The sequence below is a fragment of the Labrys sp. 22185 genome (genome assembly GCF_052045555.1).
GTDB lineage: Bacteria > Pseudomonadota > Alphaproteobacteria > Rhizobiales > Labraceae > Labrys > Labrys neptuniae.
The window spans coordinates 80271-103331 of the sequence record NZ_JBQEPH010000016.1 but is presented as its reverse complement, the minus strand read 5'-3'; the positions used below and the strand labels follow the sequence as shown (position 1 = coordinate 103331).

Annotated in this window: 22 protein-coding genes; 8 read left to right on the top strand and 14 right to left on the bottom strand. The window is 64.7% G+C overall.

Features of this window, described 5'->3' with window-relative positions:
- Positions 1–2 precede the first annotated feature (2 nt).
- The 6 genes from pobA to ACTJKX_RS25450 all read left to right on the top strand — a co-directional run bounded on the left by pobA (position 3) and on the right by ACTJKX_RS25450 (position 6023).
- Positions 3–1175, top strand: coding sequence for a 4-hydroxybenzoate 3-monooxygenase (gene pobA, locus ACTJKX_RS25475; RefSeq protein WP_440726950.1), 1173 nt, complete (start codon positions 3–5; stop codon positions 1173–1175).
- A gap of 156 nt (positions 1176–1331) precedes the next feature.
- Positions 1332–2522, top strand: coding sequence for an ABC transporter substrate-binding protein (locus ACTJKX_RS25470; RefSeq protein WP_394312172.1), 1191 nt, complete (start codon positions 1332–1334; stop codon positions 2520–2522).
- Between the two features lie 152 nt (positions 2523–2674).
- The gene (locus ACTJKX_RS25465; RefSeq protein ID WP_367624441.1) at positions 2675–3538 is read left to right on the top strand and encodes a branched-chain amino acid ABC transporter permease; all 864 of its coding nucleotides are present in this window, start codon (positions 2675–2677) and stop codon (positions 3536–3538) included.
- Positions 3539–3544: 6 nt separating this feature from the next.
- Complete coding sequence (locus tag ACTJKX_RS25460) at positions 3545–4549, top strand: branched-chain amino acid ABC transporter permease (protein WP_394312274.1); 1005 nt, start codon at positions 3545–3547, stop codon at positions 4547–4549.
- Positions 4546–5310, top strand: coding sequence for an ABC transporter ATP-binding protein (locus ACTJKX_RS25455; protein ID WP_394312170.1), 765 nt, complete (start codon positions 4546–4548; stop codon positions 5308–5310). The genes ACTJKX_RS25460 and ACTJKX_RS25455 overlap by 4 nt, the downstream gene beginning before the upstream one ends.
- Positions 5307–6023, top strand: a complete 717-nt coding sequence (locus ACTJKX_RS25450; protein ID WP_394312168.1) for an ABC transporter ATP-binding protein — start codon at positions 5307–5309, stop codon at positions 6021–6023. Before ACTJKX_RS25455 ends, ACTJKX_RS25450 begins: the two co-directional genes overlap by 4 nt.
- Positions 6024–6112: 89 nt before the next feature.
- On the opposite strand, the gene ACTJKX_RS25445 is transcribed toward ACTJKX_RS25450, so the two are convergent.
- From ACTJKX_RS25445 to ACTJKX_RS25395, 11 genes are all read right to left on the bottom strand, one after another.
- Entirely contained in the window at positions 6113–6844 is a 732-nt protein-coding gene (locus tag ACTJKX_RS25445; RefSeq protein ID WP_394312166.1) for a GntR family transcriptional regulator, read from the bottom strand.
- Positions 6845–7032: 188 nt separating this feature from the next.
- Entirely contained in the window at positions 7033–8247 is a 1215-nt protein-coding gene (gene chrA, locus ACTJKX_RS25440; protein WP_440726949.1) for a chromate efflux transporter, read from the bottom strand.
- Between the two features lie 192 nt (positions 8248–8439).
- Positions 8440–9468, bottom strand: coding sequence for a trans-3-hydroxy-L-proline dehydratase (locus ACTJKX_RS25435; protein ID WP_440726948.1), 1029 nt, complete (start codon positions 9466–9468; stop codon positions 8440–8442).
- 10 nt (positions 9469–9478) lie between these two features.
- Positions 9479–11170 (bottom strand): cis-3-hydroxy-L-proline dehydratase, encoded by a 1692-nt coding sequence (lhpI, locus tag ACTJKX_RS25430; protein ID WP_440726947.1) that lies wholly within the window; start codon positions 11168–11170, stop codon positions 9479–9481.
- A 17-nt stretch (positions 11171–11187) separates the two neighbouring features.
- On the bottom strand, positions 11188–12189 hold the full coding sequence (locus ACTJKX_RS25425; RefSeq protein WP_394312159.1) for a 4-hydroxyproline epimerase: 1002 nt from the start codon (positions 12187–12189) through the stop codon (positions 11188–11190).
- Between the two features lie 15 nt (positions 12190–12204).
- Complete coding sequence (locus tag ACTJKX_RS25420) at positions 12205–13449, bottom strand: NAD(P)/FAD-dependent oxidoreductase (protein ID WP_440726946.1); 1245 nt, start codon at positions 13447–13449, stop codon at positions 12205–12207.
- Entirely contained in the window at positions 13446–14168 is a 723-nt protein-coding gene (locus ACTJKX_RS25415) for an amino acid ABC transporter ATP-binding protein (RefSeq protein WP_440726945.1), read from the bottom strand. Before ACTJKX_RS25415 ends, ACTJKX_RS25420 begins: the two co-directional genes overlap by 4 nt.
- The gene (locus ACTJKX_RS25410) at positions 14161–14814 is read right to left on the bottom strand and encodes an amino acid ABC transporter permease (RefSeq protein WP_440726944.1); all 654 of its coding nucleotides are present in this window, start codon (positions 14812–14814) and stop codon (positions 14161–14163) included. The genes ACTJKX_RS25415 and ACTJKX_RS25410 overlap by 8 nt, the downstream gene beginning before the upstream one ends.
- An 11-nt stretch (positions 14815–14825) precedes the next feature.
- Positions 14826–15491 (bottom strand): amino acid ABC transporter permease, encoded by a 666-nt coding sequence (locus ACTJKX_RS25405; RefSeq protein ID WP_394312152.1) that lies wholly within the window; start codon positions 15489–15491, stop codon positions 14826–14828.
- A 69-nt stretch (positions 15492–15560) separates the two neighbouring features.
- Positions 15561–16367, bottom strand: a complete 807-nt coding sequence (locus ACTJKX_RS25400) for an ABC transporter substrate-binding protein (RefSeq protein ID WP_311941111.1) — start codon at positions 16365–16367, stop codon at positions 15561–15563.
- Between the two features lie 334 nt (positions 16368–16701).
- Positions 16702–18219 carry an aldehyde dehydrogenase (NADP(+)) gene (locus ACTJKX_RS25395; protein ID WP_440726943.1) on the bottom strand — a complete coding sequence of 506 codons (1518 nt, stop codon included), beginning with the start codon at positions 18217–18219 and terminating at the stop codon, positions 16702–16704.
- Positions 18220–18353: 134 nt separating this feature from the next.
- Between ACTJKX_RS25395 and ACTJKX_RS25390 the strand changes: the two genes are divergently transcribed.
- Complete coding sequence (locus ACTJKX_RS25390; RefSeq protein ID WP_440726942.1) at positions 18354–19391, top strand: Ldh family oxidoreductase; 1038 nt, start codon at positions 18354–18356, stop codon at positions 19389–19391.
- Between the two features lie 240 nt (positions 19392–19631).
- On the opposite strand, the gene ACTJKX_RS25385 is transcribed toward ACTJKX_RS25390, so the two are convergent.
- The 3 genes from ACTJKX_RS25385 to ACTJKX_RS25375 form a co-directional block, all read right to left on the bottom strand.
- Positions 19632–20594, bottom strand: a complete 963-nt coding sequence (locus ACTJKX_RS25385; protein ID WP_311941119.1) for a dihydrodipicolinate synthase family protein — start codon at positions 20592–20594, stop codon at positions 19632–19634.
- A gap of 217 nt (positions 20595–20811) precedes the next feature.
- Positions 20812–21540: a GntR family transcriptional regulator gene (locus ACTJKX_RS25380; RefSeq protein ID WP_311941122.1), complete on the bottom strand. Its 729-nt coding sequence runs from the start codon at positions 21538–21540 to the stop codon at positions 20812–20814.
- A gap of 190 nt (positions 21541–21730) precedes the next feature.
- A complete protein-coding gene (locus tag ACTJKX_RS25375) occupies positions 21731–22588 on the bottom strand; it encodes a LysR family transcriptional regulator (protein WP_440726941.1) in 858 nt (285 codons plus the stop codon).
- 92 nt (positions 22589–22680) lie between these two features.
- Here ACTJKX_RS25375 and ACTJKX_RS25370 point away from each other — a divergent pair, with 92 nt between their 5' ends.
- Positions 22681–23061 carry a tautomerase family protein gene (locus tag ACTJKX_RS25370; protein WP_440726940.1) on the top strand — a complete coding sequence of 127 codons (381 nt, stop codon included), beginning with the start codon at positions 22681–22683 and terminating at the stop codon, positions 23059–23061.

Below are 23061 nucleotides of genomic sequence, written 5' to 3'. Positions count from 1 at the left end.
AAATGCGCACACAGGTGGTCATCATTGGCTCGGGGCCTTCCGGCCTGCTGCTTGGACAATTGCTGGCCAATGAGGGCATCGCCAATATCATCCTCGAACGTGCCAGCCGCGATCATGTGCTCGGTCGCGTGCGTGCAGGCGTGCTCGAGCAAGGTACGCTGGATCTCATCGACGAAGCCGGCGCAGGCGAGCGCATGCATGCCGAAGGCCTGCCGCATGAGGGCATCTCGCTGGCCTTCGACGGCAGGTTGCACCGCATCGACCTGACGGCCCTGACCGGCGGCAAGCGCGTGATGGTCTATGGCCAGACCGAGGTGACGCATGACCTGATGGACAAACGCGAGGCAGCCGGCCTGGCCACCATCTACGAGGCCGGGAATGTCGAGCCCCACGACTTCAGTGGTGAGGCGCCCTATGTCACCTATGAAAAGGACGGCGTCGGCCATCGCATCGATTGCGACTTCATCACCGGCTGCGACGGCTTCCACGGCGTCAGCCGCAAATCGGTGCCGTCGACCGCGATCAGGACCTATGAGCGAGCCTATCCCTTCGGCTGGCTCGGCATTCTTGCCGAGGTGCCGCCGGCCGGCCACGAACTGATCTATGCCAACCATCCCAGGGGCTTTGCGCTGTGTTCGATGCGCTCGACCCATCGCAGCCGCTATTATGTGCAGTGCCTGCTTGACGACAGGATCGAGGATTGGAGCGACGATCGCTTCTGGGATGAGCTGCGCCGGCGCCTGCCTGCCGAGGCTGCGGCCGGCATCGTCACCGGAGCCTCCTTCGAGAAGTCGATCGCGCCACTGCGCTCCTTCGTCGCCGAGCCCTTGCGTTTCGGGCGCCTGTTCCTAGTCGGCGACGCCGCCCATATCGTGCCGCCCACCGGAGCCAAGGGGCTCAACCTCGCCGCCAGCGACGTGCGCTATCTCTTTTGGGGATTGCGGGAATTCTATCGGGAGAAGTCATCGGCCGGCATCGATGCCTATTCGAGCCGGGCTTTGTCCCGTGTTTGGAAGGCGGTGCGTTTTTCATGGTGGATGACGACGATGCTTCATCGCTTCCCGGATACCGACGATTTCGGGCAACGGATCCAGGAGGCCGAACTCGACTACCTCGTTCATTCGCAGATGGCGTCTGCGGCGCTTGCCGAAAACTATGTCGGTCTTCCCTACTGAAATCGCTTAGCCTCAGCTCCGTCACATATCCTGTAGGTTATGTTTCGAGCGCTTGTTTTCATTTTACATTACCAATCAACACGTCACATTTGACCAATATGGAAAGCCTGCGATCGGCGTGCCCGAAAAGCGCTGGTCCGGCTTTGGGAGGAAAGAATGAAAAAATCCGTTCTCGCCGCCAGATCTGTTTTCGCCACTTTGGCGATGGTCATGCTGTCCGGTAGTGCCCTGGCCGAAACCATCAAGGTTGGCGTCATCGGTCCGTTCTCGGGGCCCTTCGCCATTCAGGGCAAGAATTTCAAGGCGGGCATCGACGCCTATCAGGCCCTGCACGGCAGCAAGGCCGGCAATGACGACATCCAGATCATCTATCGCGACGTGCCCCAGGCCGATCCCGCGCAGTCCAAGGCGCTGGCCCAGGAACTCGTGGTGAAGGAAGGCGTCCAGTATCTCGCTGGCTTCTATTTTACGCCGGACGCCATGGCCGTGACGCCGCTGCTGAAGCAGGCCAATGTGCCGCTCGTGGTGATGAATGCGGCGACATCAGCCATCGTGACCAAGAGCCCCCTGGTGGTGCGCACCTCCTTCACCACCTGGCAGACCTCGGCGCCCATGGCCAAGGTTGCCAAGGAGCGCGGCGCCAGGAAGGCGATCACGGTGGTCAGCGATTACGGCCCCGGCGTCGATGCCGAGAACGCCTTCAAGACCAGCTTCACCGGCGTTGGCGGCGAGGTTGTCGGCACCATCCGCATGCCCCTGTCGACCAACGATTTCAGCCCGATCATGCAGAGAGTGAAGGACTCAGGCGCCGATACCCTATTCGCCTTCCTGCCGTCGGGGCCGACCACGCTCGGCTTCGTCAAGGCTTATAACGAGAATGGGCTAGCCAAGTCGGGTGTGAAGCTGCTCGCGCCCGGAGACCTTACCCAGGAGTCGGACCTGCCGGCGCTCGGCCAGGCGGCGGAGGGCCTGCTGACCACCTTCCACTATGCCGTCTCGCATGGCTCGGCCGAGAACAAGAAATTCGTCGAGGCGGCTCGCAAGGCCATCGGCAACCCGAGCGAATTGTCGTTTCCGGCGGTCGGAGCCTATGACGGCATGCATGTCATCTACAAGATGATCGAGGCGACGGCTGGCAAGCAGGACGCCCAGAAGGCCGTGGATGCCGTCAAGGGCCTGGCCTGGGAAAGCCCGCGAGGACCCGTCTCGATCGACCCAGAAAGCCGTCACATCACCCAGAACATCTATCTGCGCGAGGTCGCCAAGGCCGAGGACGGCAGCTATTACAACAAGGAAATCGCCACTTTCGAGAAGCAGGGCGACCCCGGGCTGGCGGTTTCGAAATAGCAGCCGCTCATCGAGAGCCTCGGGCGGGCGCAAGCGGCATTCGGATGAAAGTATCTTCCGATGGATCTCAATTCAGAAAATGCTTCATGAAAAGGAAATAGAGCAAATAACGATTTGAGAAAATCGTCATTCCTCCAATGCTGGATGAGGCCATGCAAACCATTCTCAGCGTGGGTATCGATGCCCTTGCCTATGGCATGGTGCTGTTCGTCATCTCCATCGGGCTGTCCGTGACTATGGGGCTGATGCGGGTGATCAACCTTGCCCATGGCGCCTTTGCCATGATCGGCGGCTATATCGCGTCCTACGCCGCACAATCACTCGGCCTGGGATATGTCCTGGCCATCATGCTGGCCATCGCGGGCACGGTGGTGATCGCCCTTCCGTTGGAGCGTTTGCTCTACCGCCGGCTCTATGGCGCGCCCGAACTCACCCAGGTGCTGATGACCATCGGCATCACCTTCTGTGTCATCGGCATCGCCAATTACGTCTTCGGCCCCACGCTCAAGACCATTCCCTTGCCGGAAATGCTGAGTGGCCCGGCGGATCTCGGCTTTCGCTCGATCGCCGCGCATAAATTGTTCGCCATCGCCTGTGGCCTGGGCGTTGCCCTGGCCCTTTGGTATCTGATCGAGAAGACCGGTTTCGGCATTAAACTGCGCGCCGCGGTGGACAATGCCGCCATGGCAGCTTCGCTGGGCGTGCGCACCGGAACCGTCTACGCCGTCAGCTTCGCGATCGCCGTCGGCCTTGCAGCTTTTGGCGGCATTGTCGGTGCCGAACTCCTGCCGATCGAGCCCTATTATGCGCTACGCTATATGGTGACCTTCCTGGTGGTGGTCTGCGTCGGCGGAGCGGGCTCGATCCCCGGCGCCTTGCTGGCCTGTCTGGTGCTCGGTCTGGTCGACACCGCCGGCCGCTATCTCCTGCCTGAATATGGGGAATTCTTCTTCTATCTCGCCGTGATCGCCATCGTCTGCGTCTTCCCGCGCGGCCTGATGGGCAGGAGCGCCTAGATGGAGATGGCGGAGAACAAACCTATGGCCGGCCGGGGGGAAACATCGCAAACCAGTTGGCTGAGGCGCGACCTGGCCGGTCTTGCGGCCATCCTAGCCTCCGCCGCCATCGGCTATGTGCTCTTTCCGGATAATCTGGCGCTGCTGACCCGCATCCTCTCGGTTGCGCTGCTCGTGCTTTCGCTCGACCTCGTCACCGGCTTTTGCGGCGTCGCCACGCTGGGGCATGCGGCCTTGTATGGTGCCGGCGCCTATGCCGCCGGCATGGCCGCCGTGCAGTGGAACGTCACCGATCCCCTGGCGATGCTCGCCATCTCGGCCGTCGGCGGTGCGCTCGCCGGCCTGGTCTCGGGGGCGGTGATCCTGCGCGGGCACGGGCTCGCGCAATTGGTGCTGTCGATCGCTGTGGTCCATCTCTTCCATGAAGTCGCCAACAAGGCTTCGGCCTACACAGGCGGCAGTGACGGGTTGTCGGGCATCGCCCCCGATCCGGTCTTCGGTCTGTTCGAATTCGACCTTTGGGGGCGTACAGCCTATGGACTGGGGGTGGCGCTTCTCCTCGTCGTCTTCGTCCTGCTCAGGCTGTTGGTGCGCTCGCCCTTCGGCATGCTTTGCCGCGGCATCCGGCAGGACCCCGTGCGCATCCGCGCCATGGGTGCCTCGGTGCAGGGCACGCTCTTGAAGATGTATGTCATCTCCGGCGCCGTGGCCGGCCTGGGCGGCGGGCTCAACGCACTTTCCACCCAGGTTGTCGGCCTCGACAGCCTGAGCTTTACCCTTTCGGCCGAGGCCCTGGTCATGCTCGTGCTCGGCGGCACCGGCTCGCTCTACGGGGCGCTCGTCGGCACCATTGCCTTCATGGGCTTCGAGGATTTCGTTTCGGCGGCCAATCCGTTCCATTGGCTTACCATCGTCGGTGCCCTGCTGATCGCGGTCGTGCTGTTCGCGCCGCGTGGCCTCTATGGTTCGGCTGCCGCACTGCTTGCCCGTTTCAAGGGGAGAGGCGGATGAGCGCGGTGTTTCAGACCCTCGATCTGGAGAAATCCTTCGGCGGCCTTGCCGTGACGCAGGGCCTGTCGATCACCTTGAACGTCGGCGACCGTGTCGCCCTGATCGGCCCGAACGGTGCCGGCAAGACCACCTTCGTCAATCTGGTCACCGGCCATCTCGTGCCCAATTCCGGCAAGGTGATGCTCGCCGGCAGGGACGTCACCGGGCTCGGACCGACAGCGCGCGTCCGCCGGGGTCTGGTACGCTCCTTCCAGGTCACCCGGCTCTTTCCCGACATGACGCCGCAGGAACATTTGGCTCTTGCCGTCCTGCAGCGCACGGGCCGTGCCGGCCGTCTCTTCGGCCACTATCGTGCAAAACCCGACGTGATGGCCGAGGTTGACGAATTGCTGGCTACACTCGGCCTGACAGCCATCGCAACCCGCCCGGTCGCGGAAATCGCCTATGGCCAGCAGCGCCTGCTCGAGATCGCGCTGGCGCTGGCGCTCAAGCCCAAGGTTCTCCTGCTCGACGAGCCGGCTGCCGGCGTGCCGCAAAGCGATACGCCCCGCATCGAGGAAGCGCTGGCCGGCCTGCCCGCCGACCTCGCCGTGCTGATGATCGAGCATGACATGGATCTGGTTTTCCGGTTCGCCCGGCGTGTCATCGTGCTGGCCGCCGGTGCCATCATCTTCGATGGTTCTCCTGTGGAGGTGACGAAGGATGCGCGTGTCCGCCAGGCCTATCTTGGAAACTATGCCCATGAGAAGCAGTCAGCATGACCGCAACGCCGCTTGAAATCAGCGATCTCAGCGCCGGCTATGGCCCGACCCGGGTGCTGGAGAACATTTCCTTCGCCGTTCCCGCCGGTGGGCGCCTGGCCGTGCTCGGGCGCAACGGCATGGGCAAGACGACATTGCTCGCCACCATCGCCGGGCAGATCCGGCGCTATGGCGGCACGCTGCGCCTTGGCGGCAGGGATATCAGCCTTCTCGACAGCGCCTCGCGCGCCCGCAGCGGTCTGGGCTATGTCCCGCAGGCCCGCTGCATCTTCGCTTCGCTGACGGTGGAGGAGAATCTTTTCGTCGGCCTCAAGAACCGCGGCCGCCCGGCGATCGAGGAAGCCTATGCGATGTTTCCGCGCCTCAGGGAGCGCCGCAGGAATCTCGGCTCGCAACTTTCGGGAGGCGAGCAACAGATGCTCACCACGGCCCGTACCATTCTGGGCCGGCCAACGGTGCTGCTGCTCGACGAGCCGCTGGAAGGGCTGGCCCCCGTCATCTGCGAGGAACTGATGGCCGTGTTCTCGCGCCTCGCCGCCGGGGGCGAGATGACCATCCTGCTGGTCGAGCAGCGCATCCAGACTGCGATCGACTTCGCCGATCATGTCGTCATTCTGGAGAGGGGCCGCATCGCCTGGTCCGGGGCTTCTGCCGCGCTCGCCAAGCAGCCTCAGGTGATCGAGCGGCTGCTTGGGGTTAGCGGGCTGCATTGAGCGTGACCCGCCGCCGAGGCGGATAGCAAGGCGAGGTGACAAGTCAATGCTTTTCCGGAGCAGGCGTCGGGGCTGCTCTTGTGTCCCCCCTAGCGGATTGTGTCGAAATTGATATCGCCGTATTCGGCAAACAGATCCGGGTGCTGTTTTCGCAAGAGGCGGAGATTTTCGAACATGCTGTCGAGCTGGAACTGGAGGGCCGTGACAGCGGCCTGCTCGCTTCTGGTTTTCAAGCCTTGATAGATCGCGCCATGTTCGGCGATCACGACGTCGAAGCTGTTCTCGAAGGCAAAGGCGAGCCGCCTGACGCGGTCGAGTTGCCCCGTTGCCGCATGCAGAATGCGCCAGCTGTTGCTGATGCCGGAGATTTCGCAGATCAACTGATGGAAGGCATGGTCGAGAGCGAAGAATTCATCGGTGTCGTGCCGCTTGGCGGCCTCGTCCTGCAGGGACAGGGAATGCTCGAAATCCGTGGCCCGGGCCGGGACGAAGTGCCGGGCCGCAAGGCGGGTTATCCGGACCTCCAGCGTTTCGCGGACGATCTGGCCGGTGAGCACCTCGCCGATGTCGATCGCGGCGACGCGAGCTTGACCCTCAGGCTCGATGACGACGAAGCGTTCGTTTGCCAGTTGCAGGATGGCATCCCGCAAGGACGCAAGGGATACCGACAGTCCGGCGCAGATCTCCTCTTCCCGAACGGCCTCCCCCGGTGCCATCGCCATCGCGATGATGGCGCTCCGCAGAGCTTCATGGATCTGGGTCGTCTCGGACTGGCCTGTATCCAACTTGACGGCTTTGAAGAAGTCGAGGGTCGATGTCATCGCCTACCCCCTGCGCCGGATTGTTGCGGCGGACTATTCCGCTCTTGTTCCAATAAAACACCGCGCCGAAGCGATTGACAACTGTATATTACAAAAGATTGACCCAATTTTATCGGAAAAATTACGAAAATATACTATAAAACGATTAATCCTATGACGTGTACACGCGGTGTGGCCGACTTTGGCGCTCAATTCAAACGAAGGACAATCCCACCTGCGGCCAGCACGCCGACGACGACCCAGGGTGGCGTTTTCCAGACCGTGAGCAGCAGGAAGCCGGCCAGCGCCAGCGCAAAGTCTCGCGGCGAAAGGACCGCGCTGGTCCAGACGGGGGAATAGAGGGCCGCAGCGAGGATGCCGACCACGGCGGCATTGGCCCCGCGCATGGCCGCCTGTGCTGTAGGACGCAAGCGCAGTGCATCCCAGAAGGGCAGCATGCCGTAGACCAGCAGGAGGCCGGGTGCGAAGACGGCGACCAGAGCGATCAGCGCGCCGGCAATACCGTTGGGTGCCGGAGTCATGACGGCACCGAGATAGGCGGCAAAGGTGAAGAGGGGCCCCGGCACCGCCTGGGCCAGGCCATAGCCGGCAAGGAAGGCCTCGTTGCCGACCCAGCCGGGCGCCACCACTTCGGCCTGCAACAGAGGCAGGACGACATGGCCGCCGCCGAAGACCAGCGCTCCGGAGCGGTAGAAGGCATCGAACAGGGTGATCGCGCCTTTGAAGGCCGAGTCTCCGCCCATCGCGCCTGCGAGCAAGACAGGAATGAAGAACAGGGCGGCGAACAGGGCCAGGGCGACAATGCCCTTGCGTGGCGATACCACAAAGCGGAGGCGGCCGAGGGGAGCGCTCTGTCCGCTGCGACAGAGCCAGAGCCCGGCAAGCGCACCGATCACGATGGCGCCGATCTGGTTGAACCAGCCTGCCGTCAGGGCGGTGATGGCGACGGCCACCAAGGCAATGCCGGCACGTTCCCTGTCCGGCGTCAGGGTTTTGGCCATGCCCCAGATCGCCTGGGCGACGACGGCGACGGCCACCAGCTTCAGGCCGTGAAGCGCGCCTGCCGCCAGCGGACCGGCTAGGGCCGACGCGCCGAGGGCAAAGGCAGTGAGGATGACGGCCGAGGGCAAGGTGAAGGCAAGCCAGGCCGCGAGCCCACCCAGCAATCCGCCGCCACGCAGGACGCCCAGGCAGAAGCCGACCTGGCTGGAGGCGGGCCCCGGCAGGAACTGGCAGAGCGCAACGAGATCGGCATAGGCGGCTTCGCTGATCCAGCGGCGACGTACCACCACTTCATCGCGGAAATAGCCGAGATGGGCGATCGGTCCGCCGAATGAGGTCAGCCCGAGCTTGAGGAAGACGCCGAAGACCTCCCGGGGTGAACCGTCGGCAGGTCCGTGCATGGCCGGCAGGCCTTGATCCTGTCCGGTCTCGGAGGATTGCGCAGACGCATCAGGCCGCTCGGGAGGATCCGGTAGTCCGTCGGCCGCCATTGCCACAGTGCCCGTCTTTTCGAAAACCGTTGTCGTTTATCGATATAGAGGCGGCAGGTTTCGGGTCAATGACGGTGCCGATGGTTTGCGGCAGCGCGCCTGTCAGCGCGCGCCCCAGGTGTCGCTCAGCTTGTAGCCGCCGGGCCAGGGGTCGGAGGGGTCGAGCATGTGCTGGTGGGTGCCGGTGATCCAGGCGCGGCCCGAGATCTCGGGCAGCACCGCCGGCCGGCCGCCGACTTCGGTGGTGCCGACGATGCGACCCGTGAAGGTCGAGCCGATCACCGAAACCGCGGTCAGGCTGTCTTCCTGCGTCATCTGTCCGCGGGCATGCAGCACGGCCATGCGGGCCGACAGCGCCGTGCCCGTCGGCGAACGGTCGACCTTGCCCGGCTGGATCGCCACCGCGGCTCCGGCGCGCAGGCCGTCGGCCGTGTGCTCGACGGCGCCGGCGAACAGGCAGAAGGAAAAATGCTTCCAGTCGGGGTTCTCGGGATGGTGGAAGCCGAGCGCCGCATTGGCGGCGTTGGTGATGCGCACGCCGAGCGTGGCGATGTCATGCGCTTCGTCGGGCTTCAGGCTGAAACCCAGGGAGGTTGCATCGACGATGACGAAACTGTCGCCGCCATAGGCGGTGTCGACGGTGAGCGTGCCCAACCCTTCGACTTCAAGCTTTGCATCAAGCTTGTCGGCGAAGCTAGGAAGATTGCGTACGAAAATACGTTCGGCCTTGCCGTTCCGGCACTCCGCGCGGACGCGGACGAGTCCGCCGGGAGCCTCCAGCGTGATCTCCGTCACCGGCTCGTGCATCGGCAGGATGCCGCTGTCGAGCAGCACGGTGGAGACGCAGATCGAGTTCGAGCCGGACATGGGCGGGGTGTCTTCCGGCTCCATGATGATGAAGGCGGCATCGGCCTCGGGATGCTTGGGCGGCACCAGCAGGTTGACATGGCGGAACACGCCGCCGCGCGGCTCGTTCAGCACGAAGTTGCGCAGGGTCTGGTCGCGGGCGATCCAGCGGCTCTGCTCCCAGATGCTGTCGCCCGGCGGCGGGGTGACGCCACCGACGATGATGTCGCCGACCTCGCCTTCGGCATGGGCGGAGATCACGTGGATGGTTTTCGTGCTGCGCATGGAAAAGTCCTCAGGAAAGCCAGGTGGGGAGACGATGCGGGGCATGACCGGTCAACGCCGCGGTCACGCAATCGGCGAGGCTGCCGAGGCGCACGGCGCGGCCGGAGAGACCCGGGCCGTAATGGGCGTATTTGCCGGAATTCGTCATCACGGCCCGGGTCCGCATCGGAAAGACCGGTTCTGAAATCGAGCACCAGCACAGGTCCGGCAAGACCTGCACGCCGCTCTCCTGCAGGCGTGCGAGGGTGCCGTCGCCTTCCGCTTCGCGGATGACCTGCTGTCCGGCGGTGACGATGACGGCGACATCGGCAAGACGCCTGCGGCCCGCCAGCGCTTCGGCAAGGCCGCGGCATTCGTCGAGCGAGGCATGCGGGCTGCCGATGGCGACGAGCTCCACCTGTTCCGGCCCTTCGTTGAGGCGCTGCCAGGCCGCGGCCATGTCGGCGCGCGTGATGACGACAGTGTCGGCGTCATCGGCTGCCGCACCGTCGGCCTCCGGCGTGACTCCTTCGACATGCAGCATCGGTGCGGCCGAGGTGGTGCCGAAAGCGGCACAGAGCGCCTTGAGGTCGTCCCGCGAGGGGCCGGCCTTGGCGAGGCCGCGCAGGAGCGGGATGCGTTCGGGCGCGGCACGGCCGGCGAGATAGCCGATCAGCGGCCAGAAGGCATCGTCCACCTGGTCGGGGAGTTCGACATCGATGAGACGGCGGGCCTTGCGGTACCGGTCGAGATAGACGCCGGACAGCGGTGCCCGCCCCGTCACGGCGATGCAGAGGTCGAGAAAATCGGGATGCTTGGCGGTCCGTGCGCCGAGCACGGTATTGGCGAAGATCACCGCATTGGACTCGGCCCAGGCGATGGCTTCGCCCGCATGGGGAGCGCTGTCGAGCAGATAGGGCGAGCAGGTGAAAGTCGGCCGGCAGCCCATGCGGACATAGGCATCGGCAAGGCGCGCGGCCGGCGCGCCGAAGGCGGGCGGCACGGCCTGTTCCCGCCAGTTGGCGTGGTCGACCGAAATGGCGTTCATCGTGGTAGGCACGCGGACACGAGCGCCCATCTCGGCCATCTTCTCGGCAAAGGTCAGGTTGGCGGGGCTGGCATAGATACAGCCGTCGATATGGCCCTGGGTAACGTCCACAAGCCCCTGGGCACCCTGCTGGGCGGCCATGGCGCAGATGATGCGCATGGCCTGCTGCGCAGCCGGTCCATCCCGTCCATCGAGCATGGCGTGATCGGCCTCGGTGAGGTCGAGCGTCGTGGTGGCAGGAGGTGCGAGAGGCAAGGACAGGCCGTCGATCTCGATGGCTGTCTCGCCGATCCGCGCGGACTTTGCCCGCGCCAGGGCCGCGAAAGCCTCGGGCGCCAGGCGCAGCACGGGCAGAGCCCTGCCGAAGAGCTCGGCGGCGATCAGCGCTCCCAGGGTCAGCACGTCCTCGGGCTCGCAGAAAACCAGTGCCGCAGGTGCCCGCCCATTGAGGACGAGGTCGAGCAGCACGCCCGAACCCGTGCAGGAACCCCGGCTGGACGGCATCATCAAGATGCCGCCGGTGAGGCAGGTCCCGTGCAGCGGATGGTGCACGTCGATCACCCGCCCGGTGGCGGGATCGACACCGCCCCAGAAGCTGAGCGCTTCCTGGCTGGCAATGACGGGCCCGTGGGCGGAGCCTGCGAGGATGCTGCGCGCGGAAGGGGAACTGCTCATTTCAATACGAAACCGGCTTACTTGACCACGAAACCATGGGCGAAGGGGTCGCGATCGTCGATGAAGATGGTGTTGATGCCGGTCATGCGCGCCCAACCCGCGATGGAGGGGATGATCGCCGCGCGGCCGGCGACCTCGGTGGCCGCCTCGACCCGTCCCTTGAACAGCGAGCCGATGATCGATTCATGCACGAAGTCGTCGCCGACCTTGAGCTTGCCCTTGGCTGCGAGCTGCGCCATGCGGGCGGACGTGCCGGTGCCGCAGGGCGAGCGGTCGATGGCCTTCTCGCCATAGAACACAGCATTGCGGGCATGGGCGCCTGCCTGCGTCGGCTTGCCCGTCCACTGGATGTGGCTGAGGCCCTGGATCTCAGGGTGTTCGGGATGGACGAACTCGTATTTGGCGTTGAGCGCGGCACGCAGCTTCGGGCTCCAGCCCACCAGTTCGCCGGCGGTGTGGTCGGCCATATCCAGGAAATTCTTCTGCGGCTCGACGATGGCGTAGAAATTGCCGCCATAGGCGACGTCGACCACGATCTCGCCCAGTCCTTCGACCTCGGCCGTCAGGCCCTCGGCATGGAGGAAGCCGGGCACGTTGGTGAGGCGCACTTCCTCCACGAAGCGGCCTTCCTGGCGGTAGGTGATGTCGACCTTGCCGGCAGGGGCGTCAATCGAGAGCTTGCCGGGCTCGTGCGGGGTGATCAGGCCGTGCTCGATGCCCATAGTGATGGTGCCGATGGTGCCGTGGCCGCACATCGGCAGGCAGCCGGAGGTCTCGATGAACAGCACGGCGACGTCGCAGTCCGGCCGGGTCGGCGGATAGAGGATCGAGCCCGACATCATGTCGTGGCCGCGCGGCTCATACATCAGGCCGGTGCGGATCCAGTCGAATTCGCGCAGGAAATGGGCGCGCTTTTCCAGCATGGTCGCGCCTTTGAGAAGCGGGCCGCCGCCCGACACCAGGCGGACGGGATTGCCGCAGGTGTGGCCGTCGATGCATGAGAACGTGTGGTTGGCCATGGCAGGACCTTTTCGTCAGAAACGCTGAGGCGAGAAAGAAGCGATATCGATGGCGGGCTTGTGACCGGTCAGGAGGTCGGCGACGATGCGCGCCGTGCCGGCCGACTGGGTCAGGCCGAGATGGCCGTGGCCGAAGGCATGGATCACGCGCGGCGTGGCGCGGGAACGGCCGATGGCAGGCAGGCTGTCGGGCAGGGAGGGGCGGAAGCCCATCCACTGCACGCCGCCTTCCGGCTTCAGGCCTGGCAGGAAGGCCTGCGCCTTCTTCAGCATGGCTTCCGAGCGCCGGAAATTCGGCTTGAGTTCCAAACCGCCGAGTTCCACGGCGCCACCGACGCGGACGCCCGTCGACAAACGCGAAACGACGAAGCCATGGCCGCCAAAGGTGATCTGGGTGCGCAGGTCGAGGGAACCGGGCGGCAGTGTGGTGTTGTAGCCGCGCTCGGTTTCCAGCGGGATGGCCTCGCCGATGGTCCGGGCGATCCGGTGCGAGAAGGCGCCTGCTGCCAGCACCACCTTGGCGGCCCGCCGCACGCTGCCATCCGCGCCAAGGATTTCGACGCCACCTTCGAAGGGGGTGAGAGCCTTGACCTCCGCCCGTTCGACCAGTCCGCCGTTCGCGCGCAGGTGCTCTGCCAGCGCCAGCGTATAAAGTTTGGGATCGGCGATGGAGAACCAGCCGGGTGTGAAGGTGCCATGGCTGAAGCGCGGGGCCAGCCCCGGCTGAATCTCGGCCATGCCGGTGGCGTCGAGATGACGGAATTCGATGCCATGGGCCTGCCGGGCATCCCAGCCCGGCAGTGAGGCCTCCAGCTCCGCCTTGCTTTCATAGACCTGCAGATTGCCTTCCTTGCGCAGCATCGGAAGCGTGCCGGTCTCAGCCAGGAAGGGCTCGAGCTCGGCCTTGGAGAGATCCATCAGAGCCGTCTGGGCCGCCGTCGCATGCGCCACGCGCGAGGCCGAGCAGGCCCGCCAGAAGCGGAACATCCAGGGCGCGATCCGCAGCGCATAGGCCGGCGGCACGCTGAGGGGCCCGAGTGGGTCCATCAGCCATTTCGGCGCCTTCCTCAGGATGCCGGGCGAAGCGAGCGGCAGGATGTCGGTGAAGGCGAAGGCTCCCGCATTGCCCGCCGAGGCGCCGGCGGCCGGGCCTTCCCGGTCCAGCACCGCGACCGAGAGCCCGCGCGCCTTGGCGGCGATGGCGGAGGACAGGCCCACCACGCCGGCACCGATGACGATGACGTCGAGATCCGAACTCACCGCACGCTCGCCAGGAATTTCTGGGTTTCGGGATTCTGCGGCGCACCGAAGAGCTGGTCGGGCGTGCCGATTTCCGCCATCACGCCCTGGTGGAAGAAGGCCACCCGGTTGGAGACGTCGCGGGCGAACGCCATTTCATGGGTGACGCAGATCATCGTCATGCCCTCTTCGGCCAGCATCTTGAGCGTGTCGAGCACTTCGCCGACGAGCATCGGGTCGAGCGCTGATGTCACCTCGTCAAACAGCATATATTCGGGCGACATCGCAAGGGCTCGGGCGATCGCCATGCGCTGCTGCTGGCCGCCGGACATGCGGGTGGGATAGACGGAGAGCTTCTCGGCCAGCCCGACATGGCTGAGCTGCTTGACCGCGATCTCCTCGGCCTTGGCCTTGGCCATGCCCAGCACCTTGCGCGGGGCGAGCATGACGTTCTCCAGCACGGTCAGATGCGGGAAGGCGTTCCATTGCTGGAAGACGATGCCGACCTTCCGACGCAGTCTGTTGAGGTCGGTGCTCTTGGCATGGACCTCGGTGCCGTCGATGGTGATCTTGCCGGCATTGATCGGCTCCAGGCCGTTGATGCAGGTCAGCAGCGTCGACTTGCCCGAGCCGGAGCCGCCGATGATGCTGACCACCTCGCCCTTGTCGACGGTGAGATTGATGCCCTTCAGCACTTCGAGTGCGGCGAAGGATTTGCGGACGTTCTGGATCTCAATCATTGGGGGACCACCGTCTTTCGAGATAGCCGCCGAGACGGGCGATTGGAAAGCTGATGAGGAAGTAGATGGCGCCGCAGATCATCAGGATGAAGAGCGGTTCCTGCAGGCGGGTGACCAGGATCTGCGAGGCGCGCAGGAGCTCGATCAGGCCGAGCCAGAGCACCAGGGCGGAATCCTTGAGGACGCCGAGCGTCAGGCCGATCCAGGAGGGCAGGCTGACGCGGATGGCGAGCGGCGCCACGATGTAGCGCATGTCCTGCCACCAGCTCATGCCGAGGGAACGGGCAGCCCGGCGGGTAGTGGCCGGGACCGAGCCGATGCCGCCGCGCACGATCTCGGTGCAGTAGGCGGCCGTATACAGGCTCAGCACCACGCAGGAGGTGGTGAAGGGCGGCCAGCCCAGCTTGGCGATCGACTGGAAGGCATTGACCAGCACGAGCTGGATGAGCAGCGGCACCGAGCGGAAGACGTCGAGCAGGAAGGTGAGCGGCGCCGACCAATAGGGGCCGAGCTGGACGCGGATCACGCCGAAGAGGATGCCGAGCACGGTACCGGCGGCGACCGAGACCGCGGTGACCGCCAGCGTCATGCCGGCGCCTTGGGCCAGGAAGGCGAGATCGCTCCAGGTCAGGGTGGTGTTGAACATGATCGACCCCCTCAATACCGGAACATGCGCCAGGCAACCGCCCGGGCCGCCAAAGTGACGGCCTTGGCGATCAGGTAGTAGATCACCGCGGCCAGCGCGAAGAATTCGAAGGTGCGGAAGGAGCGGGCATTCAGCTCCTGGGTGACGCCGGCCAGATCGGTATTCATGCCCACGGTGACGCCGAGCGAAGTCATCAGGATGGCCCAGACCATCTGGTTGGTGGCGGGCAGGAAGGCGACGCGCAGCATCTGCGGCAGCATGATCAGCCGGAAAGCCTGCAGCGAGGTCATGCCGAGCGAGCGGCCGGCGCGGGCCTGGGTGTCGGGAATGGCCTTCAGCGCACCGCGGAAATTTTCGGCCAGGTAACCGGCATTGTTGAAGGCGATGCCGACGAGCAGCGCGGTGAAGGGCGTCAGGTGAATGCCGAAATTGCCCAGGCCGAAATGCGCCATGTAGATCTGGAACAGCGCCGGCGTGTTGCGCGCCACCTCGACCCAGGCCGTGGCGAAGCCGCCGAGAAGACGGTTGCCGGAGAGGCGGAACAGGGTGAGGACGATGGCGATGGCAAGGCCGATCGCCATCGACAGGAGGGCGATCTGCAAGGTGACCAGGGCGCCTTCGAGCAGCTGCGGCAGCGCTTTCAGGGCCTGATTCCAATGGAAGGCATATTTGAACATGCCGTTTCACCTCTCGAGCGGGATCGGCGGCGCGAGGCTTGGCGACGCGCCGCCGGTGAAACGGTCAGGTCAGCGGTAGGAACCGTTGACGGTGAGGTTGGGAACGTTTTCGTCCACCCACTTCTTGTAGAGCTCGGCGTAGCGGCCGGTGCGGACCTGCTGGTTGATGAACAAATTAAGGTAGTTGATCAGGCCGTACTCGTCGCGGGCCGCGAACAGCGCGACATAGTCGATGTCGAAGGGTGCCTTGCCGACCACGGCGATGCCGGGGAACTTGCCTGTCTTCACATTGGCCTGGGCCACCGTGGAGGTGGAGACGGTGGCGTCGAGCTGGCCCTGGCTCAAGGCGAGGAAGACGTCGGCCTGGGTCTGGTAGGGGCGGAATTCACCGCTGCCCCAGGCCTTGACCTGCTTTTCGAGCGCGATGGCTTCATAGGTGCCGGCGGTGGCGCCCACGACCTTGCCCTTCATGCCCTCGAAGGACTTCACGCCCGACTTTTCATTGGCCGTCACCGCCATTTCGAAGGCGAAATAAGGGATGGTCATGCCCACCGTCTTGGCACGCTCCAGCGTGTCGGAGGTCGAGGCGACACCGACATCGACGCGGCCGGACATCAGGGCCGGGATGCGCTCGGGGAAGGGGGTCTCGACGATCTCGGCCTTCACGCCGAGGGCCTTGGCGAGATCGTTGCAATAGTCGACGTCGAAGCCGATCGGATTGTTGTTGGCATCGCGCGAGCCCATGGGCGGAAAGTCGAGCACCACGGCGCAGCGCAGCGTTCCCGAAGCGATGATGTCGTCCAGCTTGTCCGCCTTGGCGGGGCTGGCCATGGCGATGGCGGCCATGAGGCCGAAGGCAGCGACCGATTTCCTCATTCTCACGCTCTCTCTTTGCTTTGGCTCGTGTTTTTCACGGCGCAGCCACTATTGCGTTTTCGAGCGCGAAATCAACTAAAAATACAACATGAATACAAAAAGAATTTTATGTGTGGGCATAAATTATTCCGACGTGGTTCCTCACCCCCTGCCATCAAGGTCGCGTAGCCCCTCACCGTACCTCGTCCCGTTCTGACGGGGAGAGGTACGGTGAGGGGCAGCACCCCGGTGAGCAATTACATTCCGACAGTGCCGCCGTTCCCGGCGCAACCGGAGGCCGGCCGGGGATGGCAGATGCCGTCATTTGCAACGATCGAGGGTCCCGCCTCGAGGTTCAGCCGTCGAGGTCCTCGGGCAGCAGGCCCTGCGGCAGGTTCTGGTAGGCCACGGGACGCAGGAAACGCCGGATCGACAGGGTGCCGACGCTGGTCGCACCGAAATTGGTCGAGGCCGGATAGGGGCCGCCATGGACCATGGCGTCAACGACCTCGACGCCGGTGGGAAAGCCGTTGACGAGCACGCGCCCGGCCTTGCGTTCGAGGATCGGTAGCAGGCGGCGTGCGGCGGCGAGATCCGCCGCTTCCATGTGGATGGTCACGGTCAGCTGCCCCACGAAGGCGCGGGCCAGCCGCTCCATGTCCTCGGCCGACGACGCTCGCACCACCAGGCCAAGCGGGCCGAATACCTCCTCGCCGAGGGCGTGGTCGGTAAGGAAGCGCTCGCTGGAGGTCTCGAACAGGCTCGGCGAGACCTCGCGGCCCGACATCGGCGTCGCCAGCAGGGGACGGACAGCGTTGCGCTCGGACATGCGCGCCTGGCCTTCATGGTAGGAGCGGGCAATGCCGTCCGACAGCATGGTCTGCGGTGCCACCTTGCCGAGTGCTTCGGTCGCAGCGGCGGTGAAGCGGTCGGCCTCGGGACCCTCGATCACCACGGCAATGCCGGGGTTGGTGCAGAACTGGCCCGCTCCCATCGTCAGGGAGGCGGCCCAGCCCTGGGCGAGAGCCTCGGGTCGCGCCCTGAGCGCTTCGGGTAGCAGGAACATCGGGTTGACCGATCCGAGCTCTCCGAAGAAGGGAATTGGTTCGGGGCGGGCTGCGCACAGATCGAAGAGCGCCCGGCCGCCGGCGAGCGAACCGGTGAAGCCGACGGCCTTGATCAGGGGATGCTGCACGATGGCCTGGCCGATCTCGCGACTATTGCCCTGGATCAGGGAGAACACACCCGGATGCACACCGCTCCTGCGGATGGCGGCATCGATGGCCTCGGCGACGATTTCTCCCGTGCCCGGATGGGCCGAATGACCCTTCACCACCACGGGGCAGCCCGCTGCAAGTGCAGCGGCGGTATCACCACCGGCGGTGGAGAAGGCGAGGGGGAAGTTGGAGGCGCCGAACACAGCGACCGGGCCGATGGGGCGCTGCATCATGCGGATCTCGGGCCGTGGTGCTGGCTGGCGATCGGGCAAGGCCACATCCACACGGCGATCAAGATAACCGCCCAGCTCGATATGATCGGCAAAGAGCCGGAGCTGGCCGATGGTGCGGGCCCGCTCTCCCTGCAGGCGCGCGGCGGGCAGGCCGGTTTCCTGGCTGCCGATCTCGGTGATCGCCTCGCCGCGGGCCTCGATCTCCTCGGCGATGACGCGCAGGAAGGCGGCGCGCTCCCAGCGCTTGGCATAGCCGAAATGCCAGAATGCTTCCTCCGCCGCTTCGCAGGCTCGGTCCACCAGGGCGCCGGTGCCGACGGAAAACCGGTGCGCCGGCCCATGGGCGGGGGAGGATGCGAAGAAGCCTTCGCCTTCGAGCCAGTCACCTGCGACAAGATGCTTGCCTGTGGGAGTGAAACCCATATGCCATTCCTTCCGGACCTTGCGAGGGAAACGCGAAATTCAAACGCGATTGTCGATTATATGTATACACTATGTATTTTTATCGGCAAGCCATGATAGGCTGAGACGACGCGAATGACGAGGAAAGGCGAGCTATGACGGACGGGCGTGTGTTGACGACGAAGGAACTGAGCGAGCAGGTGGAAGCGATCTTCCGCAAGGCCGGCTTCAATGCAGCCCAGGCCGGCGCCGTGACGCGCGTGATCGTCGCCGGCGAGCGCGACGCCTGCAAATCGCATGGCATCTACCGCATCGAAGGCGCCTTGCGCACGGTGAGGGCCGGCAAGGTTCGCCCCGACGCCGAGCCTGTCCTGTCGGCAGAGGACGCCTCCGCCGTCGTCAAGGTCAATGCTAGAGGTGGCTTTGCCAATCCGGCCTTCGAGCTTGGCCTGCCCCTCCTGGTCGAGCGCGCCCGCCTCTATGGTCTGGCCGCGCTGGTGATCAATGACTGCACGCATTTCTCGGCGCTCTGGCCCGAAGTGGAGGCCGTGGCGGAGCAGGGCCTCGCCGCCCTCGTGATGTGCCCGAGCTACTCGGCCGTGGCGCCCACCGGAGGCAACAAGCCCCTGCTCGGCACCAACCCCTTCGGCTTCGGCTGGCCGCGCCAAAACAAGCCACCCTATGTCTTCGACTTCGCCACCTCGGTTGCAGCCCGCGGCGAGATCGAGTTGCACCGTCGGGCCGGCAAGCCACTGCCCGAGGGCTGGGCGATCGATGCCGAGGGCAAGCCGACGACCGATCCGGTGGCGGCGCTTGCCGGCGCCATGCTGCCTTTCGGTGGTCATAAGGGCTCGGCGATCGGCACGATGGTCGAACTCCTGGCCGGCATCATGATCGGGGATCTCACCAGCCCCGAAGCGCTGGAAGCCCTGGGCACTACCACCCTGGCGCCGGCCCATGGCGAATTGATCCTCGCCTTTTCGCCCGAGAAATTCGCTGCGGGGCGGCCAGGCGATCCCTTTGCCCGAGCCGAGATCCTGTTCGAAACCATCGTCGGGCAGGGCGCCAGGCTGCCATCCCAGCGTCGCTTTGCGGCGCGTGCCCAGTCGGAGGCGGAGGGCATCGTCCTCAGCGCCGCCGAAGTCGATGGGCTCGACCGGCTACTGGCGCTCGGCCTCGACGCGGTTGATTGAGGGGGGCTGGTCTTCAGAACCAGCCTTTTCAAGGTGTTTGGAACGAACCGGGAAAGGCTGGGATAGGGCAGCACGACCCCTCATCCGCCTGCCGGCACCTTCTCCCCTTGCGGGGGAAGGTGCCCCGAAGGAGCGGATGAGGGGGGGCGGTGGCCTGTCCCAATCCTTCAAGCCTTCTGCCAAAAAAAGAGGCGGGTCCGAAGACCCGCCACCAATCGTCTCGCCGTTGTCACGATGCCGTCAGGCGGCGCATTTCTGCACGGCGCCGGGCAGGCGGCTCCAGGCGGCATACCAAGTATCGAACAGTTTGAGCTGCGTTTCGGCATAGCCGCGCTGGCTGTCGGACAGCACATCGGTCTCGTTGAAGTTGAGGGCGTATTCCTTGTCGCCCTTCACCACCATCATGTGCTTGAAGAAGAGGACCAGGTCCGGCCCTTCGTCGAAGGAGGACAGCACGGCCAGGGCCTGCTCCAGCTCCTGGGCGCGCTGGCGGGCGTCGACGTCACCGGCAGCTGCGGCCTCGGACAGCTTGCACAGATGGATCACTTCCTTGGGCAGGACATTGCCGATGCCGGTGATCGCGCCGGTGGCGCCGCAATTGACGAAGCCGTGGAATACGGCGGTATCGACGCCGATCATCAGGGAGACGCCGTCGTCGCGGCTGGTGATGTTTTCGGCCGCATAGCGCATGTCGGCCGGGCCGCCGAATTCCTTGAAGCCGACCAGGTTGGGGTGTTCGGCCCGGAGGGCGAAGAACAGGTCAGCGCGGGTGGCAAAGCCGTAATAGGGGCTGTTGTAGATCACGGCCGGCAGATCGGGGGCAGCGGTCAGGATCGCCTTGAAATGCTCTTTCTGGGCTGCGACGACCGAGCCGCGCGACAGGACGCGCGGGATCACCATCAGGCCCTGGGCGCCGACCTTCTGGGCGTGGGCGGCATGGGCCACGGCCGAAGCGGTGTTGACCGCGCCGGTGCCGACGATCACCGGGACGCCGGCCTTGACCAGGCGCTCGACGCCTTCCATGCGCTGGGCATCGGTGAGGAGGGGCCAGTCACCCATCGAGCCGCAATAGACCACGGCCGACATGCCCTCTCCGATGAGTTGCTTGCCCTTGCGTACGAGGGCCTCGAAATCCGGGCTGCGATCCGCCTTGCACGGGGTCATCAGCGCGGGAATGACACCGGAGAAAATCTTGGCCTTCATCTCGGGCTCCTCTGTTGGCCGGGGGGATAGGCTCGATCGCAGTTCCAGATGGGCGCCGATTCCTATCGTCGGCACCTTCATACGCCTTTGTATTTTATTTGTCGACAAGAAATCGACAAGAGCGCCAAAGAAACTGGCTATCCCAGTACGAAATTTATCCTAATGCCTTGTTTCAAAGGGTCTTTATCTGTCTCGGCATGATGCTGCGCAAGGCGTTTCAGAGGGCGATTTCGAGCCGGCGGTCGCGGACCAGCAATTTGCGAATCTGCTCGACGATCTGCTCGGCATGGATCTTGGCGAGCTTGTCGGAGAGGTCGACGTCGCGTGCCACGATCGCCGCGATCATATCCTCATGCTCGTCGACGAAGCGCCGCGGCAGTCGGTCGTCGAAGGATTGATAATAGAGGCGCAGGAAACGCCGGTTCTCGTCGAGCAGCCGCTTGAACAGGCCGGTGAAATAGGGGTTGCGGCCGGCCTCGGCGATGGCCGAATGAAAGGCGGCATTGGTGGCGATCATCGCCAGCGCGTCCTGGGCCGTGACGGCGGCGGCGAATTCGCCCTGGCGGGCGCGGATCGCCTCCAGGTCCTGCCCGCGGTGATGCTCGGCCGCCAGCCTCGTCGTCACCCTGTACATCAGCACCAGAGCGTCGAAGAACGGCGACATGTTGAGGAAGTCGATGCTCGACACCATGGTCGAGCGGTTGGGGAGGGTGTCGATCAATCCCTCGCCCGCCAGCCTTACCAGGGCTTCGCGGATCGGCGTGCGGGACATCTTGAAGCGTTCCGCCAACTGGACTTCGTCGATCGGGCTGCCGGGCGGCAGCACCAGATCAAGGATCTCGTCGCGCAGGAGGTCATAGACCATCTTCACGCCGGAGCCACGCTTGCGCTCCGCGGAGCCGCCCTTGCTCTCCGTGGCCGCACCACCCGCTGCTTTCTTCTTCATTCTGGAATCCTCTTGTCGACAAGAGGGATAAAGGCGGGCGTGGACGCGATCAACCGTTTCGCGATGAGGGGCGATACCGCGGCAGAGCCGGTGGGGATGTCCCGCGTTAGGTGGCGGCTAGAGGCAATCATAGATAACAATTATGTTTCAAGGCACTGTGTGTGTTCTCTAATCATATAAGTGAGGTGAGTTATCCTCGTACGGCAGCGCGGAAGGCAGCTGCGAGTGCGGCGAGTGCCTCGCGTGGCCGGTCTTGTCTGACTCGGCTGTGCAGCAACACCGGCAGACGCGGCAATTCGGGCAGGCCAAGCTTGGCACCAACCTCGACGGCCCCGAGGGGCAGCATGCGCGGCGCCAGGGCGGCAACGCCGAGCCCGGCCATCACGGCTGCCGTCACCGCCGCCACCCCGCCGCCAACGAAACTCTCGCGCCAGGGCAGGCCGGCGTCATCAAGCAGACGGCCGGCCATCGCGCGTACGCCGCAGGGTTCGGCCATCGTCGCCAAGGGCAAGGGTTCATCCGCCCGCTTCTGCCAGTCGGGTGCGGCAAACCAGCCGAATCTCTCCTCGGCGATCACCTCGCCATCGCTTCGGCCGGCATGCAGGCGCACGATCACGGTGTCGAGCTCGCGCCGGTCGAAGCTCTGCAAAAGGTCACCCGAGGACCCGATGCGGATCTCGATCAGAAGCTGCGGGTCCTGGGCGTTCATGCGCGCGATCAGCGCCGGCAGGTCGGGCCCGGCGACATGATCACTGAGGCCGATGGTGAGGCGCTGGCGCGTGGTCGCAAAGACGGCGAGCGCACGCTCATGTCCGGCCAGGAGTTCTCGGGCCGGTTCGAGAAAGGCGATACCCTGGGGTGAGAGCTGTACATAGCGGGGGGTACGCTCGACCAGGCGGCAGCCGAGCCTTTCTTCCAGCCGCTTCAGTTTCAGGCTGACGGCGGCCTGCGTCGTCTGCAGGACCTCGGCAGCCCGCGTGAAGCTGTCGAGGTCGGCGATGTGCACAAAAGCCCTGACGGCATCGAGATCGAGCGGTCGCTCTATCATTTCCATCTCTTATTACTGATATGCATATTCATAGAATATCAAAATGAGTGAGCAGCATCTAGGCTCCGATCGGATCACAGAGGAGAAACTCCATGCCGCTTACACACATCGCGATGCGTGCCGGAAAGCCGCGAGCCTATCGCCAGGCAATCTTCGATGGCCTCTACCAGGCCATGCGCGAGACCTTCGACGTGCCCGAGGACGATCAGTTCATGACCATCACCGAGCACGAGGCTGATAATTTCCGCTATGGCGCCCACTATTTCGACGTTGCCCGCGGCGACGACCTCGTGCTGATCCAGCTCACCGTAAGCAATACGCGTAGCGAGGCGCAGAAAAGGGCCTTGTTCCGACGGATCGCAGAGCGCCTTGCGGAGAATCCCGGCATTCGGTCCGAAGACGTCTTCGTCAGCCTCGTCGAGGTTGCCAAGGTGAACTGGTCCCTCGGCCGGGGCCTGGCGCAATATGGCTGA